Origin of the sequence: Arcanobacterium phocae, assembly GCF_018913465.1 — a bacterium.
Taxonomy (GTDB): domain Bacteria; phylum Actinomycetota; class Actinomycetes; order Actinomycetales; family Actinomycetaceae; genus Arcanobacterium; species Arcanobacterium phocae_A.
In genome coordinates this window covers 16,153-34,289 of sequence record NZ_JABAPM010000007.1, presented here as the reverse complement: position 1 = coordinate 34,289, position 18,137 = coordinate 16,153, and the positions used below count along the sequence as shown (strand labels likewise).

Sequence of the window (18,137 nt, the reverse complement as noted above, 5' to 3'; positions counted from 1 at the left end):
TGTGTATTACTTAGACGAAAGGTGCAATGATGACAGTTGAACTTCCAGTCGTCTCCGGTTCTTTTGGAGACACACCAACTATCACGTATCCGACTCCCGAACCACCTCGCGGCTTGAAAGTTGTTCTTCTAGAAGAAGGAAACGGCAAGGTCGTACAGGCTGGCGACGAAGTCGAGGTGAACTACCACGGCCAAATCTGGAACGGAGAACTCTTCGACTCCTCGTATTTCCGTAGCGAACCTACCCGTTTCCCAATCGGCGTCGGCATGGTTATCAAGGGCTGGGATCAGGCTCTAGTCGGCAAGCAAGTTGGTTCTCGTGTCATGATCATAGTGCCACCAGAGAAGGGCTACGGACCTGCCGGTAATCCACGTGCAGGCATTAAGGGTGATGACGTTCTGGTGTTCGTCGTCGATATTCTCGGAGTAACGCAAACAGCTTTCTCCACGCATTTCACGCGCTGAACCAATAATCACGCGTTGAGCCAGTAGAATGTGGGGCCCGCATCATTGCAGATGCGGGCCCCACACTATGTCTGAGGTTAGCGGTTATCAGCTAAAATAGCGAGAATCCGAAGGACCTCAACGTAGATCCACAAGATCGTCATCACGATTGCTAGTGCGGTGGTCCAGGCAAAGTTAGCTGGGGCACCATTCTTGATTGCTTCGTTTACCTGCTCAAAATCAGCGATAAGCATGTATGCAGCAACAACAATCATCACTGCTCCAATGACCAACCCGAGGGTTCCAGAACGCAATCCAAAACCGTCGAGGAAACCAGTCCATACGAGAATCATATTGACGAAGGTGAAAACCAAGTAACCGATTGCTACGACGAACACCATCTTGCGTCCACGCGGAGTTGTGCGGACTGCACCAGAGTAGTGAAGACCTAACGTGACGGCAACAATCACTGCGGTAGCAAGGATTGCTTGGAATGCGATTCCAGGATAGAAAATATTAAATGCGGCAGTGATCGAACCGAGGGCCGCACCTTCGAGCGCTGCATAACCAATAGCCAATGCGGGCGAAACCATTGGCTTGAATGCGGCTACCATGCCGACGCCAAAAGCTGCCAGGCTAGAGATCAGTGCAACTGCCGGCATCGATGGAAGTGGGACGATGAATGCGGCAAGGATTCCAGCAACAACTGTTACACCGAGGAGTAACGCTGTTTTGTTCATGGCATCCGTGTATGTCATACGACCATCAGCCGGACGCGCATCGAATGCTGATACCGGCTGCGTAGGAACCTGCTGCTGAGCAAAACCAGCCTGATCGAACTGGTTCGGTCGCTGCGCCTGCCCGGTAAAATAAGGATTACGAGACATTACTGGGTTGCTCATAATTAGAACCTCCAAGTTTAGTGCGACGTGCGATCTGCACGTATAACTGACCTCAGTCTAACGGATGGCAATACTGATTCATCACGTGATTTCTCTCGCGGGCGAAAACTCACCATTTTTTCAGGCAATATCTAGCCCTGGGCGATATTTATCCACAGGCGTGATGGTGACCATCGTATCTCCGGTAGACTGGCACTAGATAGTCACACAATGAAAGGTTGTGATTGAGTGATAAAGGTGGAACATTTATCCAAGAGCTATGGGAAAGTTCAAGCCGTTCGCGACTTGTCCTTCTCTGTTCGCCAGGGCGCAGTGACTGGTTTTCTCGGCCCCAACGGTTCGGGGAAATCAACAACATTGCGATGCATGCTCGGATTGGACAATCCAACAACTGGTGGTGCAACAATTGATGGCCACTCCTACGCGTCTAACCCGGCACCGATAACGAAAGTCGGAGCTCTCCTTGACGGCAAGGCGTTCAATCCAAAAATTTCAGCACGTCGCCACTTAAGCATCGTCGCTGCTACCCACGGCATTCCTAGCAGCCAGGTAGATCATGTTTTGCAGGTTGCTGGTATCGCTTCGGTGGCGAAGAAGAAAATTGGCGGCTTCTCCCTTGGCATGAATCAACGCCTGGGTATCGCTACCGCGCTTCTTGGTGATCCAGAATATTTGATTTTTGACGAACCAGTGAACGGTCTTGATCCAGATGGCGTCAAATGGGTACGAAACCTCATGCGCAATCTGGCAGCCGAAGGACGCACCGTTCTAGTATCGTCGCATCTGATGGCAGAAATGGCGCTGACGGCTGACGACGTCGTCATTATCGGCCGTGGGCAACTCCTAGATTCCGGTCCGATGGAGAAATTCACTCATGCGAGCGCACACACAACGGTCAACATCGCAGGTCCTGACACCGATGCCCTGCATCGTGTCTTAACCAATGCCGGTGTCACGTTTGAGTTTTTACCAGCAACAGACGCGCACCCGTCCGGATTGTTCGTCACATCTGATATGGAGCGAGTCGAGGTTGGTCATCTGCTTCACCAAAACAATATTGAAATACACGAACTATCTGAAACCCACTCCTCCCTTGAGGACGTCTTTATGGAGCTAACTGATAGCACGCTCGATTACCGTATGGGGATCAACCAAGGAGGCGCCCAGTGACCACGCCACATTACACATCTAAATTTGCTACTGGCACCTACACCAATACGTTCCTGCGCGCGCTCAAGAGCGAGTTCCACAAACTTCGCCAGCGCTCTATGCGCCTAACAGTCGGTATTTTTGGGGTACTCATCGTTGCCAGTCTCGTCGTCGTAACTTCTATCCTGCGTTCGCAAGGAATAACGACGACGACGAACCTCAGCGCTGTTGTCCGGCAGGAGCCTTTCTTCACTCTATGTGCGGTGATCATCGGTGCTCTCGCTGTGACAAGCGAGTATTCTTCAAACACTATGCGAACCAGTACTCTTGCCACACCTAAGCGAGGCAAAGCTCTGGTAGCTAAAGTCCTCGCAACCGCCCTATATATGGGAATAGTTGCCGTCGTTATCGAAGCTTTGAGTGCCCTCGGGCTCGTGATTAGCTCTGGCGGCGAGTTGAAGGCTGATGGGCAGGCGGTTAGTACACTAGCATTACTGGTAGCGATCTCCATGATCGTCGCGGTGATGTCCTTAGGCATCGGCTATCTAGTACGCTCAATCGCGGCCACGATGGGGATCATGCTGTCCCTGATTCTTCTCTTGCCATTAGTAGGCCTAATATTTCTTCAGTTTGAGACCTACCGCACCCATATTCCACCGCTCTATCCGTCATCACTGATTTCCAGCGTGTTAGAGACAGACACATCCATAGTGATCGTTCCCGGAACTTCATATTCGCCAACAGCCGCTTTCGCTATTTTGTGCGGATACGCCTTAGCGGCAGTGTTCTTCGGATACCTGCGCTACCGCAAGTCGGACGTCTAGTAGACAACTGTAAAGGCCCGCAATACTTGGTATTGCGGGCCTTTAGTGCCTCCAGTGGGACTCGAACCCACACTGAACAGATTTTAAGTCTGCTGCCTCTGCCGATTGGGCTATGGAGGCACGGTAACGTAAGCTACCGAGACAATCCTAGTGGGTTAGGCACCGATTAAGCAAAATAAAAGACGTTATTCGTGTCATTATATGGTAATTTCCCACACTCTCCTCAAGGCTCCCACGGTAACAGCGTAAAATGATAACCGACTATGAGTAACTGAAGATAAACACAAGCTTCACCCAAAAGAAGAAATGGAGCTGGTAGATGCCACATCGCCAAAACCCAATTGCACGCTATCGCCGTGCCCTACATAACGAAGCGACAGCCGGAATCGTTCTGATCCTCGGCGCCGTCATCGCACTCATCTGGGCAAATTCACCGTTTCGGGAGTCGTACGCAACCCTATCGGAAACTGTTATCGGCCCACACTCACTCCACCTCGATATGCATGTCTCGCATTGGGCATCGGATGGTCTACTAGCGATCTTCTTCTTCGTCGTCGGACTGGAACTCAAACATGAGTTCGTTGCCGGATCACTCCGTGATGTCAAACAAGCTCTCGTACCTATTCTGGCGGCGGTATGCGGTATGGCCGGTCCAGTTTTCGTCTACGTACTTGTCCAAATCGTCACCGGTTCCCCGATCTACGACGGCTGGGCTGTTCCGGTGGCCACCGACATTGCGTTCGCGCTGGCAGTCCTCGGCGTCTTTGGTAAGGGCTTTCCGCCAGCCGTACGTACGTTCCTCATGACGCTCGCCGTCGTCGACGATCTGCTCGGCATCGTTATTATCGCTATTTTCTTCTCCGACGGCGTCGACTTCATTTTCTTAGGAGTCGCACTCCTCGTCGTTGCTCTTTTCGGAGTTCTAGTACAACGTCGAATCGTTCGCTGGTATCTGCTGTGGCCACTCGGCATCCTCGCCTGGTATTTCATGCACCTCTCTGGCGTACACGCAACTATTGCCGGTGTCGCATTGGGCTTAACCGTTCCAGTGTTACTCCAGCGTGGCGAACATGAACCAATGACGCAACGCTTAACCGACAAAATTGAATTCTATTCTGCAGGATTCATTCTCCCTATTTTCGCTTTCTTCGCTGCTGGTGTGAACGTCGTCGATTCCGGTGGCTTCGGTGAAATGCTGATAGATCCAGTTGCGGTAGGTATCTATCTAGGATTGCCTCTTGGTAAGTTCCTTGGCATTTTCGGTGGCGTCTTCCTCATGATCAAGGTTTTGGGGTTGAAACTCGGCCATGGTGTTGACCTTCCCGATATTTTTGCCGTCTCATGGGTTGCCGGAATTGGCTTCACAGTATCATTACTGATTGCAACATTGAGTTTCGACGAAAGCAGTCCGCACGGTCCACATGCGCGCGTTGCGGTTCTGCTCGGATCACTCTTAGCTTTAATAATCGGAGCAGTATTTCTCCGTTGGCGTGCTGCCCAGCATCAGCGTGGTGCGGCACTCAAGCGCCGTCTGGAATCAGAGTCCCGTTCAAAGCATGCAACTCCTAAGCCAAAGAAATCAAAGAAGCGCAAGAAGTAGGGTGCTATTTCTTAACGAGTGTGGGGAGCACGTCCGTTGCGACGTACTCCCCACACTTTTTATGTACCAAAAGCGCGACGTTAGAGGCCAGCCGCCATTAACGCAAGGCCATCTAAAATATCATGCTCGGAAATAGTAATGGACTCGAGCTGGTGTCCGGCTTCAGCGCTGCGCTGAGCAATACGATGAATGACTTCTTGCCACACCAGTGCCCCGGCTCCCATCACATCAGCACGGCGCGGATGTAAGAATGGAACCGCCTGCCGCTGCGCCAGCGTCGAGTCAATAAACCACTGTGTTGTCTCATCGATCTGCGCCACAGACATCTGGAGCCCATGGATCCGGTCCGAGTCATATTCAGTCAGATCCAATGCCAACGCGGCTACCGAGGTAATAGTGCCAGCCAAACCTAGCACAGTGCGCGCCTGGCTCAGATCAACCACACGTTCCGCCTCATCCAGTGCCTGCGCAATATCTTGCCGGGCAGCAGTGATTTCCTCCGCCGTCGCCGGATCGGACACCATCCGACGCTCTCGCATCCGGACCGATCCAACATCCATAGAGAAGGCACTCAGCACGTTTCCATCACTGTCACCAAGTACCAGCTCTGTTGAGCCACCACCAAGATCAACCGCAACTAGTGGACCAGCTGGATTACGCACCGCGCTCATTGCTCCCGCGAACGACGTGCGAGCTTCTTCTTCACCGCTCAACACCCGTGGCCGGACGCCGAGCCGGTCATAAACACCCTCGATAAAAATATCCCTGTTTGAGGCATCGCGGGTGGCAGAGGTCGCTGCAAAAACAACAGCTTCACACTGATGCTGCTTAATAAGCTGCGCATATTCATCAATTGCCGCAAACGTTCGCTCCAAAGCCTGCGGATCAAACCGACCGGTTCGGTCAACACCCTGCCCTAGTCGCACAATATGCATAGTGCGAACCACGTCAGCTAAAACACCATCGGCATCAACATCTGCAATCAGCAACCGGATGGAATTCGTACCACAATCAATTCCAGCAACTCGCACAAGAACCTCCCTCAGTGTTGTATCAGGCAGTGGCTTCGTCGTCGTCACTAGAACAATGGCACACGTTAGGATCCCAGCCCGCTTGTGCCAATGCTTCGTCTCCGGCCGGGCACACTCCAGGCCCAACAGCCAACGCATACCCAGCTAACGCATGCAAGCACTTCACGCGATCTGGCATTCCGCCGGCAGACTTCCCGGCGATCTCCGGCACTTCGTCCAACAAGTCACGACGAGCAACATACGATTCATGTGCCCGCACATGGCCAGCTGCAAACTCTGGATCAGCCGCGAGCCGATCGTTATATGCAACCATCTCCCCCGAACTTTCAATCCGGGAAATCTCACGAACCAGCCACGGATACGACAGATAAAACAACGTTGGAAACGGCGAACCATCCGGGAGCCGCGGGTATGTAATCGTCACGGCCGGAGCGCCGCACGCACATCGCGCGCCAATTCCGACGAGACCGCGTGGATCTCGCCCTAATTGCCGGGTAAGAATCTCCCGATCACCGGGGCGAATCTCCGTCGCGTTTGCAGCGACGCGCTGGAGTACATCAAGGGAAACAGATGTCATTTCTTCGTATCCTTCGTATCGGTGGAATCTTGTGATTCCGGTGGTAAATCATCATTCAAAATCGGGGTGTGCTGCGGGTTCTTGCGTTCTCCCACTTGGCCAGCGATATCGAGAGAATCCCAGCCGGTAACAAAGAACGGTGTTTGTTCACGACGCAACCGCACCACTTCCTCAGCGCGCGCATTCAAGCGTTCGGTTGCATCGCCCTTTTGCGGATCCGTCGTCGTATAAAGAGTTTGCCCAGGCATCACAAAACCGAGACGTTCGCGCGCTTTGGACTGAATATAGGCCGGGTCATTCCACAGCTCTTTTTCTTCTTCGAGCGATTTCACGCGGTCTTTGACCAGCGCTAACTCTGCTTTAGCCTGCCGAATATCTTCCTGTTGCGCCAAATACTGCGTGAGCGGATTCGCAACGATCAGCACAGCTAACAGTACGAATAACACAATCGACGCCAGACGCAACGAAATACGATGCGTTGTGTTTTGACCTTCGATTACTAAGTGATGTTCTTGAGTAAACCGGCTTCGTGCGCCTGGTTCTGTCTTTCGCGACGACGACGCTGTTGGCCGGGTCTTTCTTTTAACGTTATTACGCCCTGCCCCAGGTTTCATCGGCTGCGCCTGTTGTTTAGGCACACGAAAAGATCCGGGCTTGCCGGATGATGAACGATGAGAAGGACGACGAACCATGCTTATAAGTCTAGAGGTCTCGTAGCCGAAACGGGAGACGGCACTGGTGAGCCGCCCCACGCTCCACGTATTCGGTTAGCCTAAGGCCCGAATCGAATCGACAACTAGGTGTGCAAACCGCTCCCAATCTAACGTGGTAGCAACATTCGTACGGAACTGATCGTCGTCGAGAACCGGGAACGGATGAGTCATTGTTGGAATGTTGTTGAAAGCAGTAAACGTCATTCCACGAGTCCATGTTCCAGTTAACTCCACTGAAACAAATGCTTTACTGCATTGAATGATGCGCGGGTCAATCAGCGCTGCTACACACACCGCATCGTGGATTGGTGGCGCTTCAAAGCCGAACTCCTCACGATATCTCTGCCCAACAAAGCCCCAAATATCAAGAACGAACCGTGCCAAGTCAGTATCAATTGCACGCACCCGGTCTTGCAGCTCAGCAGTAGCTAAAGCTTGGTGAGTTAAATCCAAGCCGACCATAGTGACTGGCCATTCTTGTTCGAAAACTATCTGTGCAGCTTCCGGATCAGCATAAATATTGAACTCAGCTGCGGGAGTGGAATTACCGCGAGTATAGGCACCGCCCATCAGCACAACTGATTTCACTCGTTCACCGATCGCTGGTTCTTTGCGCACAGCTAGGGCAATATTCGTCAGCGGGCCAACTGGAACAAGATTGACAGTTTTTGCCGGTTCACGCATCACGGTGTCAATAATGAAATCGACTGCATGGCGTGGATCGAGGTCCGACTGCGGTTCTGGTAAAACTGGGCCGTCTAAACCGCTGGAGCCGTGGATTTCCGGGGCGATCACTTGTTTCTGTACGAGAGGCCCTGCGGCGCCTTTTGCTACTGGAACGGTGATTCCAGCGGCTGCACAAACAGCCAACGCGTTCCGAGTGACTTTTTCCAAAACCTGGTTGCCTGCCACCGTGGTGATTCCAAGAAGATCAATGTTGGGATTTCCGGCAGCCAGCAAAATCGCAATCGCATCATCGTGCCCCGGATCGCAGTCAAGAATTATTTTTTCCACCATTGGTTTTCCTTACAGTCCAGTGTGCTTCAGCTCTAGTTGGGGTGAGTACTTCCAGATATAAGAATACTCGTATTGAGTGACGACGACGATACACGTGTGGGGCTGTACCAGTTTGGTACAGCCCCACACGCTAGGTCTGACTATTCCTTAGCCGTTAAAGCGTGGGAATGCCGAAGCACCTGCGTAAACTGCAGCATCGCCGAGTTCTTCTTCGATACGAAGCAACTGGTTGTACTTGCTGACGCGCTCGCCACGGGCTGGAGCACCAGTCTTGATCTGACCGGAGTTGGTTGCAACTGCGAGATCAGCAATGGTGGTGTCCTCAGTCTCACCGGAACGGTGAGACGTCATTGACTTGTAGCCTGCACGGTGAGCAGCCTCAACTGCTTCGAGTGTTTCGGTGAGGGTACCAATTTGGTTGACCTTCACGAGAAGAGCGTTAGCTGCGCCGAGCTTGATGCCCTTGTTGAGGCGCTCTGGGTTGGTGACGAAGAGATCGTCGCCAACGAGCTGGACGCGATCGCCAACGTGCTCGGTGAGAGCCTTCCATGCATCCCACTCATCTTCAGAGAGCGGATCTTCGATGGAAACGATTGGGTACTTAGCAACGAGCTCATCGTAGTACTTAACCATGTACTCGGTGTCGCGCATTTCGCCTTCGAACTTGTACTTGCCATCCTCGAAGAATTCGGTCGAAGCAACGTCAAGTGCGAGTGCAACGTCCTTGCCTGGCTCCAAGCCGACCTTCTTGATTGCTTCAACAATCAGGTCAAGAGCTTCAGCGTTTGAACCAAGGTTTGGTGCGAAGCCACCTTCGTCACCAAGACCGGTGTTCAAGCCACGATCCTTGAGGACGGACTTGAGAGCGTGGTAAACCTCAGCACCCCAGCGCAGAGCTTCCTTGAAGGTGGAAGCGCCGATTGGAGCAATCATGAACTCCTGAATGTCAACATTGGAATCTGCATGGGATCCACCGTTGAGGATGTTCATCATTGGGACTGGGAGAACGTGAGCGTTCGGGCCACCTAGGTATGCGTAAAGTGGAAGACCAGCAGACTCAGCAGCAGCCTTAGCAACTGCGAGGGAAACGCCGAGAATAGCGTTAGCGCCAATCTTACCCTTGTTGTGGGTGCCATCAAGATCGATCAGAGCTTGATCGAGGTAACGCTGATCGGATGCCGAAAGGCCAACGATCTCTGGCTCAATCACTTCGGACACTGCAGCAACAGCGTCAGCTACACCCTTACCACCGTAACGGGACTTGTCACCGTCGCGACGCTCAACAGCTTCGAACGCACCAGTGGAAGCTCCGGATGGAACTTCAGCGCGAGCGAAAACACCGTTATCTAATAGAACCTCAACTTCGACGGTTGGGTTGCCGCGAGAATCAAGAATTTCACGGGCAGCAATTGCCTCAATAAGTGCCACAAGGACTCCTTTAAATTGTTATTTTTGGTCTTGCAGTCTCGTACCAGGCTAGGCCCAGCACGTACTCTTCTATTGTCCTACGTTTTGAGCCATTTGGGTATCCCGATCGCGATACTGATGAATTTTACTCAATCTTTTTACATCTCTAGCCACATATTTTCCACGGAATCACGGCTAAAAGTCCTATTTATTGAAAATTACGCGGGTGGCATATATTTTGCGATTCGCTCCGCTAGCGCATCACCAAACAGGTGAACTCGGTGCCTGTTCATCGGCACCTTCACGGTGTTATTCATAACCAGTTCACGAAATACCGCTAGTGTCAGTGTTCCTACGAGAATAACTGATCCATTATTGTTGCAACGGCATCAATAATGTCTTCGTTTTCCAACGCTGTCTCACTGCCCAAAACTGCGCGCTGACTGTTTTTGCGTTGGACATCCGCTAACGGAACAAGCACCGTTCGTATCGCTGCTTTGGCAATACCTTTTGGATACAACCGGCGCATTCGAGCTTGGCGGGAATCAGTGAGGACCACTGGCGCAAAGCGAATATTCTTCCCCATCACCGTAATTTCTTCGATACCATATCCGCGAGCGCGTTCCCGGAGAGCGGCCAATGCGAACAACCGATCTACTTCTACTGGAATCGGACCGTAGCGGTCGATTAATTCAACCCTCACATCATTCCGCTGTTGTTGATTAACCGATGCTGCGATCTTGGTATAGATTTCAAGACGCAACCGCTCAGACGATACCCACTTCTCTGGCACATAGGCTTCTACCGGCAGCTCAATACGCATCTCGGCTTGCTGTTCAGCTTCGGTGCGTTTGTCTTGCCCGGTGAGCTGTGCAACTGCTTCAGACACCATTCGCAAATAGAGATCAAACCCTACTCCCGCAATATGCCCGGACTGTTCACCACCTAAAATATTTCCTGCACCGCGAATTTCCAGATCTTTCATAGCAACCTGGATCCCAGCACCCAGCTCGGAATGGGCAGCTATTGTACGCAACCGTTCGATGGCGGTTTCTGTCATTGCCTTATCTTGCGGGTATAGGAAGTAGGCGTATGCTCGTTCGCGGCTTCTGCCAACTCGTCCGCGTAGCTGATGAAGTTGGGAAAGTCCAAGCTTGTGCGCATCTTCCACAATGAGCGTGTTGGCATTCGATATATCAAGTCCCGTTTCGACGATTGTCGTACACACTAGTACGTCAATGTCTTTATCCCAGAATGCTTGAATAACATCTTCGAGCTGGTTCTCCGTCATCTTTCCGTGCGCCACCCCAACTCGCGCTTGCGGAACAAGTTCGGCAAGTTGAGCAGCTACTCGATGAATCGATTGGGTGCGATTGTGGATATAGAACACTTGTCCATCGCGTAGCAGTTCGCGCTTGATGGCTGCCGCTACTTGTTTCGATTCGTGCGGTCCAACATACGTCAAGATTGGGTGCCGTTCTTCTGGCGGAGTTGCCAGGGTAGACATTTGGCGAATACCTGTTACCGCCATTTCCAATGTTCGCGGAATCGGCGTTGCAGACATGGAAAGCACGTCTACTGTTGGGTAGAGCTGTTTCAGCATTTCCTTATGTTCCACACCAAACCGTTGCTCTTCGTCAATAATGACAAGTCCTAGATTCTTAAACCGCACGTCACCAGTGATAAGCCGGTGAGTGCCGATGACGATGTCGATACTTCCATCGCGCACACCTTTGCGAATCTCATCGGCTTCTTTGGCGGTTTGGAACCGAGATAGGCTCGCGACTTTAACGGGGAATCCCGCGTATCTTTCGGTGAATGTTTCCGCGTGTTGTTGAACCAAAATTGTGGTTGGTACGAGCACCGCGACCTGCATATTGTCTTGGACCGCTTTGAAAGCTGCGCGCACTGCAATCTCGGTTTTTCCATATCCGACGTCTCCCGAAATAAGACGATCCATCGGTTCCGGAGATTCCATATCCCGTTTGACTTCTTCGATCGTGGTGAGCTGATCGGGAGTTTCAACATACGAAAATGCATCTTCGAGTTCGCGCTGCCACGGAGTATCTGGTGAAAATGCGTGACCTTTTGTGGCTCGACGTTTAGCGTAAAGCCGGATGAGCTCTTTCGCGATTTGCTTGACGGCTGCGCGTGCTTTCGCCTTTGTTTTGTCCCAATCTGCGCCGCCCATTTTATTTAACGACGGCGAATCCCCACCAGAGTATTTTGATACCTGATCGAGCTGATCTGTTGGAACCCAGAGCTGATCGCGTGGCGCACCGCGTTTCGACGGCGAATACTCCAAAACAACGTATTCGCGCTGGTTGCTGTTGTTGGCTCCTAACGAACGTTTCGCTAGTTTGACGAACTGAGCTACACCGTGGCGCTGATGGACAACATAATCGCCAGGCTTCAGTTGCAGTGGATCTACCGCATTCTTGCGCCGTTTAGGCATGGCTTGCTGATTGGCGAAATTAGCTTTCTTGCGGTGCATAAAATCATTAACACCGTAGACTGCTATCTGGCGTGCCGGATCAACGAAACCAGTAGGCATAGCAGCTGGCGTTACGTAAACAATGCCACTCGTGATATCGGCTGGCAGATCCTCAACGAATCGCGAAGGAAACCCCGCGCTTTCTATTTGTTCGGCTAATCTTCTGCCTAAACCTGCACCTTGCGTGGCAATGACAACTTGCCAATCTTTTTTAGCTAGGCCGCCCAGGTAATCGATCGAGGCATCAACGTTGCCACTGAAATTTTGTGGTTCGTGGATACCGAAGTCGATGGCAGCCGGAGACGGCAAACCACCAATCGTCCACCATTCTTTTCCGCTTTCGATCACTGCAACGCGAATATCTGCCGCCGAAATAAATGATGCTCGGCCAACATTGAGTGGAACTGCACCACCAGAAGCCGCCGCGCTCCATGCTGCTTCTAAGAACTCTTCAGTTGTTTCAATCAACGATTCGGCACGGGCTGTGACCCGTTCTGGTTCAACAACGATAAAACGCGACTGTGTGGGCAGATCATCATGCACCGGATGCATACTTGGCACCAAAATCGGAATCAGTGATTCCATTCCTTCAACCGCGATGCCATTTGCGATTTTTTCGAGCATATCGGTTGCTCCGGGTAGCTGAGCCATGACCTGACTAGCACGCGACCGCACGTCAGCTGTCAAAAGTAATTCGCGACACGGCGGTGCATAAACCTGAGCGCGAGCATGCAATGAACGCTGGTCTCCCACTGCGAAGGAACGAATCTCATCAACTTCATCGCCAAATAATTCCACACGCAACGGATGGGGTTCAGTGGGCGGGAAAATATCGATAATTCCGCCTCTGATTGCAAACTCACCGCGCGACTCAATCATATCTACGCGGGTATACGCCGCCGACACGAGCTGCTCTTGCAACTCGTTCATATCAATTACGTCCCCAACACGAATCCGTACTGGTTTTCGTTCCCCTAAACCTTCAATAACTGGTTGCAATAGTGCACGGATCGGAATAATAACCACGAGCAGTGGTGGAAATTCTTCCGGATGTGCCAGCCTGCGGAAAGTGAGCATTCGGCGCGCAACCGTATCAGAACGCGGTGAAAGCCGTTCATGAGGCAGCGTCTCCCAAGCAGGTAGCACCGCAATAGAATCCGGTGGCAGATACGGTCCAAGCAAGGTTGCCATATCGTCTGCTTCCCGCCCACTTGCAGTAATAACCACATGCGTTTTCTTGATATCGCGTTCGCTGAGGCTTGCCAATAACGGGGCAACAGCACCGCGGGGAACCGAAATATCTGCATTCGTTCCGTTAAGAGCATCGAAAGACGGCGATGCAGTAAATACGTCAAGTAAGGGGTGAAGATCCATAATGGCTTTCTTTGTGTCAGTTAGGAGGCAGTGTGCAATCGCATGGTGGCTTTATCGAGGCCATGATCAATAACATCGAGAACTGCGTCCGCGGCTAGTTCCAGCATAAGATCTAGTTCTTTGCGTTCACTTGCCGAAAACTGCGACAAGACGAAATCAGCCGGATCTTGCCGTCCCGGTGGACGCCCAATACCGCAACGCAACCGGATATAGTTTTTTGAGCCGAGAGATTGGGAAATAGATTTGAGACCATTATGGCCCCCTTCGCCACCGCCACGCTTAAGTTTCAACGTACCAAATGGCAAATCTAATTCATCATGAATAACAATGAGATTCTCGGTATCCCCATGATAGTAGGACATCAGCGAGCTTACTGGCCCACCTGAAGTGTTCATATATCCCATTGATACGCCAAGGATGACCTGTTCACCCGGCACTCCTGGTGCTATTCCGTAACGAACAGATGCCGATTGCGTGTTGCTCTGTTTATGGACACTCAACCGGCTTCCCAGCCGGTCAGCCACAATATCAACCACCATATGCCCAATATTGTGGCGCGTAGTAGCGTATTTGGCTCCTGGATTACCTAATCCAAAAATAGTGTACACAATCAGTTCCCTCCCAAATCAATGAGCTTACTTATCCTTTATAGCGGACAGCTCCACCACAATTATGAAACACACCAACTAAATGAGCGTGAGGCCCGTCCCCACCAGGGCCGGGCCTCACATTCAAGCAAATGAATCACTCAGCGTCAGCAGCTTCGTCTTCGGTGCCTTCTTCTGGAGCTTCCATTGCAGGAACTGCGATCACAACAACAACTGCTTCTGGATCGAGCTCAACCTCAACGCCTTCTGGCAATACAAGATCAGCAACGGTAACGTGCTTGCCATCTTCGAGGCCATCAACGTTAACAACGATCTGCTCTGGAATTGCGGTAGCGTCAGCCTTCGCCATAACCTGAAGCATTTCGAGTGTTGCAGCAGCTTCGCCAGCTGGCTCGCCTTCGATCACGACTGGAATTTCAGCGTCGACCTTTTCGCCCTTCTTCACGCGGAGGAAATCGACGTGTTCGATCAAACGGGAAAGGGCGTTACGCTGAACATCCTTGACAATAGCGAGTTCTTTTTCGCCATCAATTTCGATGCTCAACAAAGCGTTTGCATTGCCACGAACAGCCATGAATGTTGAGTGGTAATCGAGTTCGAGGTGGACTGGGTTTTCACCGTGACCGTAAAGAACGCCTGGAAGCTTTTCTTCACGACGTAGACGACGAGCTGCGCCCTTGCCAAATTCGGAACGAACGGAAGCCTTCAAAACTTCAACCATGATATGTACTCCTTGTTATTTTATGGACAGCCTCGATACCGGAGGCTACATCCCTCAGGAGTGTAGACACCGCGTCGATAACGGAACTCCAAAAAATGATGGGGTTCCCTCGCCGAGGCAACCCCATCATTATATCCGTCTTTATGAACGAGATAAAAGTATATGTGTCAAAATCACATCTGATACTGGACTAGAACGCACCGTCGAACATCGAGGTGACCGAACCGTCGTCGAAAACCTCGCGAATCGCACGTGCCAGCACAGGCGCAATCGACAATACTGTTAGACCATCGAAACGCTTCTCTGGCGCAATTGGCAACGTATCGGTCACGATGATCTCGCATGCGCCCGATTCCATCAACCGTTCCCGTGCCGGGCCGGACATCGGCGCGTGGGTAGCAGCAACGATAACGTCTTTCGCTCCGGCTTCAAGAACAACACGAGCAGCGCCCGCAATAGTACCAGCGGTGTCGATAAGGTCGTCAACAATGATCGCGGTACGGCCAGCAACATCGCCCACCACACGATTAGCGGTAGCTTGATTTGGTCGCGAAATATCGCGCGTCTTGTGAACGAATGCCAACGGCACACCGCCCAATCGGTTACCCCACTGCTCAGCAACCTTGATACGTCCAGCATCCGGAGAAACGATGACAGATTCTTCCGGACTGACCCGGGTACGCACATAATCAACAAGAGTTGGCATAGCCCACAAGTGATCGACTGGACCATCAAAGAAGCCCTGAGTTTGCGCAGCGTGCAAGTCAACCGACATGATGCGCTCAGCACCAGCGGCCTTGAACAGGTCCGCCATCAAACGCGCCGAAATAGGTTCGCGACCCTTGTGCTTCTTATCCTGACGGGCGTATGGGAACGACGGCAAGACCACCGAAATACGCTTGGCCGACGCGCGCTTAGCCGCATCAACCATAATAAGTGCTTCCATAATCCACTTGTTCACTGGAACATCGATGGATTGAATAATGAACACGTCCGAACCACGAACTGATTCATCGAAACGAACATAGATTTCCGAGTTAGCAAATTCGTACGACGTCGTTGGCGACAATTCAATGCCAAGTTCTTTCGCTACCGCTTTTGCCAATTCTGGATGTGCGCGCCCAGTGGCGACAACGAGGTGCTTTTCACCGCTTGTGTGGATGCCTGTCATGCCCGACCATTCTTTGTGTTGTCCAGTTTCAGTAATGGCCAGCTGGCCACCACTCCAGCTTGTTACCCTTCGCGTATCACCGTAAATGGGGAAATACACGTATCGTGTGCTATCGACGTCGACGAAGCAACCGTATGCGGAACTACTGCCCGCTCACCCACGGAAACATCAACAAGTTCCGTGTTGGGCCCGACGACGGCGAATGCGTCAATACGCGTATTGCCGCGAAGAATTGTACCTGGGTGAACAATAGCGTCCGGCGCAAGCTGAACATCTACCTCAATATGGGTAGAAGCCGGATCGATAATTGATACTCCACTGCGCATCCAGTGTTCCAAGAGACGACGGTTCTTTTCTGCCCGCAACGTTGTCAGCTGAACCAAATCGTTCACTCCCTCAGCCTGAACTGAATCTGCTAAGACGTATGATGCCACGCTCTTGCCTTCGTCAACTGCGCGGGCAATAACATCAGTTAAATACATTTCGCCTTGAGCATTGTCAGTGCCGAGCGTGCCAAGCACCGAACGCAGGAAGTCTGCATCGAAAATATATGTTGAAGTGCCGATCTCTTTAATCGTGCGTTGTAAGTCAGTGGCATCTTTCTCTTCAACAATGCCAACAACTGGGCCAGTAGCCTGCGGAGTCTGCGCAACTTCGTCCGAGCCAGGCGCCGCGGCACGCAAAATGCGACCGTATCCGAAAGAATCTTCAAGAACAGTGGAAAGAACTGTGACTGCCGCGCCGGATTCACAGTGAACCCGGTTAAGTTCTGCGAGTGTTTCAGCCTCGAACATTGGTGAATCGCCAGCAATAACAAGCACAGAACCGTGGAGGTCTTCGGGTAGAACATTCATGCCACACCATGCTGCTCGGCCAGTACCTTTAATATCGTCCTGATCCGCAATCAGTACATGTGGCGCAATCTGGCTCAAGTGTTCAACCACACGGTCACGTTCATGCCGTACCACCGCAACAATATTTTCCGCCCCAGCTTCAGTTACTGCGGCAACCGCGTGCCCAACAAGGGAGCGACCACACATAGACAAGAGAACTTTAGGGGTTTGCGATTTAATACGGGTTCCTTTACCAGCAGCAAGAATAATAGCTGCGGCGAGTTTCTGACTCACTGGTGCCTCCTCGGCTAGCCGAACTCAAGAACACAACGCTTCGCATGCATTGTTTCGCTCCGCCACTAGGATTCGAACCTAGACAAGCGGTTCCAAAGACCGCTGTGCTGCCATTACACCATGGCGGATTACTTGTTTTATTGTGCCAGCTTATCCGTTCGGTTTCCACTCACGCGGGCAATTAACCCGATATGGCGTTCCCCACCCCAGAATTTGTGCGCACACATAGCCATTATCTACCACCTCATGGTAGTGAACCAAACGCCGTCGTCGTCATTGGTTTCGCAACTGTAGGTATGCGAGAATAGCGTTATGGCACGTACTGCTAAATCACCTACTGATCCGCCAAAACGCCAACGTATGACGCGCGTTGAGCGGCGCACTCAGCTTATTGGAATTGCGCGTCAGCTGTTCGCTGCACGCGGCTATGATGCGGTGTCTATTGAAGAAATCGCGAACGCTGCCGACGTCTCAAAACCCGTTGTTTATGAACATTTTGGCGGCAAAGAAGGCCTCTACCAGGTTATCGTTGACCGGGAGACAACCGCCGTCAACACGATTCTGGATCAGGCGTTATCGGCAGGGAAGGGACCGCGTGAGTCACTCGAAGCCGTCGTCCTCGGATTGCTGGACTATATCGAAGAGAATCCAGATGGTTTCGGACTGATGGTTCACCAGAGCCCTGGCGTGCTCGCCGGCGGTGAATTCTCTACTATCATTTCCGATATGAGCGACCACCTCAATGAACTACTGGCTACCTACGTTGAAAAACTTCAGTTCCCAGCTGACGCTATTTCGCTCTATGCACACATGCTGTCCGGGCTGATGGGAATCGTTGGCCAATCGTGGGCCATTAACCGGCAACTAGACAAGCATGTTATGGCAGCTCATCTTGTTAACCTTATGTGGAACGGTTTGCATCGGCTCGAAGCAGAGCCAAAGCTTGTCACTCCACTGCCCTAACAACCCAGCTTGGCAA

16 protein-coding genes and 2 tRNA genes are annotated in these 18,137 nt (G+C 51.8%); 5 read left to right on the top strand and 13 right to left on the bottom strand.

Going from position 1 to position 18,137, the window contains the following annotated elements; translation table 11 throughout:
• Positions 1-26: 26 nt before the first annotated feature.
• On the top strand, positions 27-464 hold the full coding sequence (locus KSO86_RS07950; protein WP_253281457.1) for an FKBP-type peptidyl-prolyl cis-trans isomerase: 438 nt from the start codon (positions 27-29) through the stop codon (positions 462-464).
• Positions 465-541: 77 nt separating this feature from the next.
• Here KSO86_RS07950 and KSO86_RS07945 read toward each other — a convergent pair whose 3' ends face one another.
• Positions 542-1,345: a Bax inhibitor-1/YccA family protein gene (locus KSO86_RS07945; protein ID WP_216432056.1), complete on the bottom strand. Its 804-nt coding sequence runs from the start codon at positions 1,343-1,345 to the stop codon at positions 542-544.
• 237 nt (positions 1,346-1,582) lie between these two features.
• Between KSO86_RS07945 and KSO86_RS07940 the strand changes: the two genes are divergently transcribed.
• A complete protein-coding gene (locus tag KSO86_RS07940; protein WP_366504511.1) occupies positions 1,583-2,515 on the top strand; it encodes an ABC transporter ATP-binding protein in 933 nt (310 codons plus the stop codon).
• Complete coding sequence (locus KSO86_RS07935) at positions 2,512-3,318, top strand: ABC transporter permease subunit (RefSeq protein ID WP_216432052.1); 807 nt, start codon at positions 2,512-2,514, stop codon at positions 3,316-3,318. Before KSO86_RS07940 ends, KSO86_RS07935 begins: the two co-directional genes overlap by 4 nt.
• A 46-nt stretch (positions 3,319-3,364) precedes the next feature.
• On the opposite strand, the gene KSO86_RS07930 is transcribed toward KSO86_RS07935, so the two are convergent.
• Positions 3,365-3,438 (bottom strand) — tRNA-Leu (locus KSO86_RS07930).
• Positions 3,439-3,637: 199 nt separating this feature from the next.
• Here KSO86_RS07930 and nhaA point away from each other — a divergent pair.
• Positions 3,638-4,918, top strand: a complete 1,281-nt coding sequence (gene nhaA / locus KSO86_RS07925; protein ID WP_216432050.1) for a Na+/H+ antiporter NhaA — start codon at positions 3,638-3,640, stop codon at positions 4,916-4,918.
• 80 nt (positions 4,919-4,998) lie between these two features.
• Here nhaA and KSO86_RS07920 read toward each other — a convergent pair whose 3' ends face one another.
• From KSO86_RS07920 to KSO86_RS07870, 11 genes are all read right to left on the bottom strand, one after another.
• Entirely contained in the window at positions 4,999-5,949 is a 951-nt protein-coding gene (locus KSO86_RS07920; protein ID WP_216432048.1) for a Ppx/GppA phosphatase family protein, read from the bottom strand.
• A 22-nt stretch (positions 5,950-5,971) separates the two neighbouring features.
• On the bottom strand, positions 5,972-6,526 hold the full coding sequence (locus KSO86_RS07915; RefSeq protein WP_091280004.1) for a DUF501 domain-containing protein: 555 nt from the start codon (positions 6,524-6,526) through the stop codon (positions 5,972-5,974).
• Complete coding sequence (locus tag KSO86_RS07910) at positions 6,523-7,218, bottom strand: FtsB family cell division protein (RefSeq protein ID WP_216432046.1); 696 nt, start codon at positions 7,216-7,218, stop codon at positions 6,523-6,525. Before KSO86_RS07910 ends, KSO86_RS07915 begins: the two co-directional genes overlap by 4 nt.
• Before the next feature lie 75 nt (positions 7,219-7,293).
• Positions 7,294-8,256 (bottom strand): nucleoside hydrolase, encoded by a 963-nt coding sequence (locus tag KSO86_RS07905; RefSeq protein ID WP_216432044.1) that lies wholly within the window; start codon positions 8,254-8,256, stop codon positions 7,294-7,296.
• A 147-nt stretch (positions 8,257-8,403) separates the two neighbouring features.
• A complete protein-coding gene (gene eno / locus KSO86_RS07900; protein WP_216379578.1) occupies positions 8,404-9,684 on the bottom strand; it encodes a phosphopyruvate hydratase in 1,281 nt (426 codons plus the stop codon).
• Positions 9,685-10,015: 331 nt separating this feature from the next.
• Positions 10,016-13,531: a transcription-repair coupling factor gene (gene mfd / locus KSO86_RS07895; RefSeq protein WP_216432042.1), complete on the bottom strand. Its 3,516-nt coding sequence runs from the start codon at positions 13,529-13,531 to the stop codon at positions 10,016-10,018.
• A gap of 20 nt (positions 13,532-13,551) precedes the next feature.
• Positions 13,552-14,139 carry an aminoacyl-tRNA hydrolase gene (pth, locus tag KSO86_RS07890; protein WP_216432040.1) on the bottom strand — a complete coding sequence of 196 codons (588 nt, stop codon included), beginning with the start codon at positions 14,137-14,139 and terminating at the stop codon, positions 13,552-13,554.
• A gap of 136 nt (positions 14,140-14,275) precedes the next feature.
• A complete protein-coding gene (locus KSO86_RS07885) occupies positions 14,276-14,860 on the bottom strand; it encodes a 50S ribosomal protein L25/general stress protein Ctc (protein WP_091279994.1) in 585 nt (194 codons plus the stop codon).
• A gap of 190 nt (positions 14,861-15,050) precedes the next feature.
• Positions 15,051-16,031: a ribose-phosphate diphosphokinase gene (locus tag KSO86_RS07880; RefSeq protein ID WP_216379575.1), complete on the bottom strand. Its 981-nt coding sequence runs from the start codon at positions 16,029-16,031 to the stop codon at positions 15,051-15,053.
• A gap of 62 nt (positions 16,032-16,093) precedes the next feature.
• Entirely contained in the window at positions 16,094-17,158 is a 1,065-nt protein-coding gene (locus KSO86_RS07875) for an NTP transferase domain-containing protein (protein ID WP_216432038.1), read from the bottom strand.
• A 57-nt stretch (positions 17,159-17,215) separates the two neighbouring features.
• Positions 17,216-17,286 (bottom strand) — tRNA-Gln (locus tag KSO86_RS07870).
• 184 nt (positions 17,287-17,470) lie between these two features.
• Here KSO86_RS07870 and KSO86_RS07865 point away from each other — a divergent pair.
• On the top strand, positions 17,471-18,121 hold the full coding sequence (locus tag KSO86_RS07865; protein ID WP_231943982.1) for a TetR/AcrR family transcriptional regulator: 651 nt from the start codon (positions 17,471-17,473) through the stop codon (positions 18,119-18,121).
• Positions 18,122-18,137: the final 16 nt, after the last annotated feature.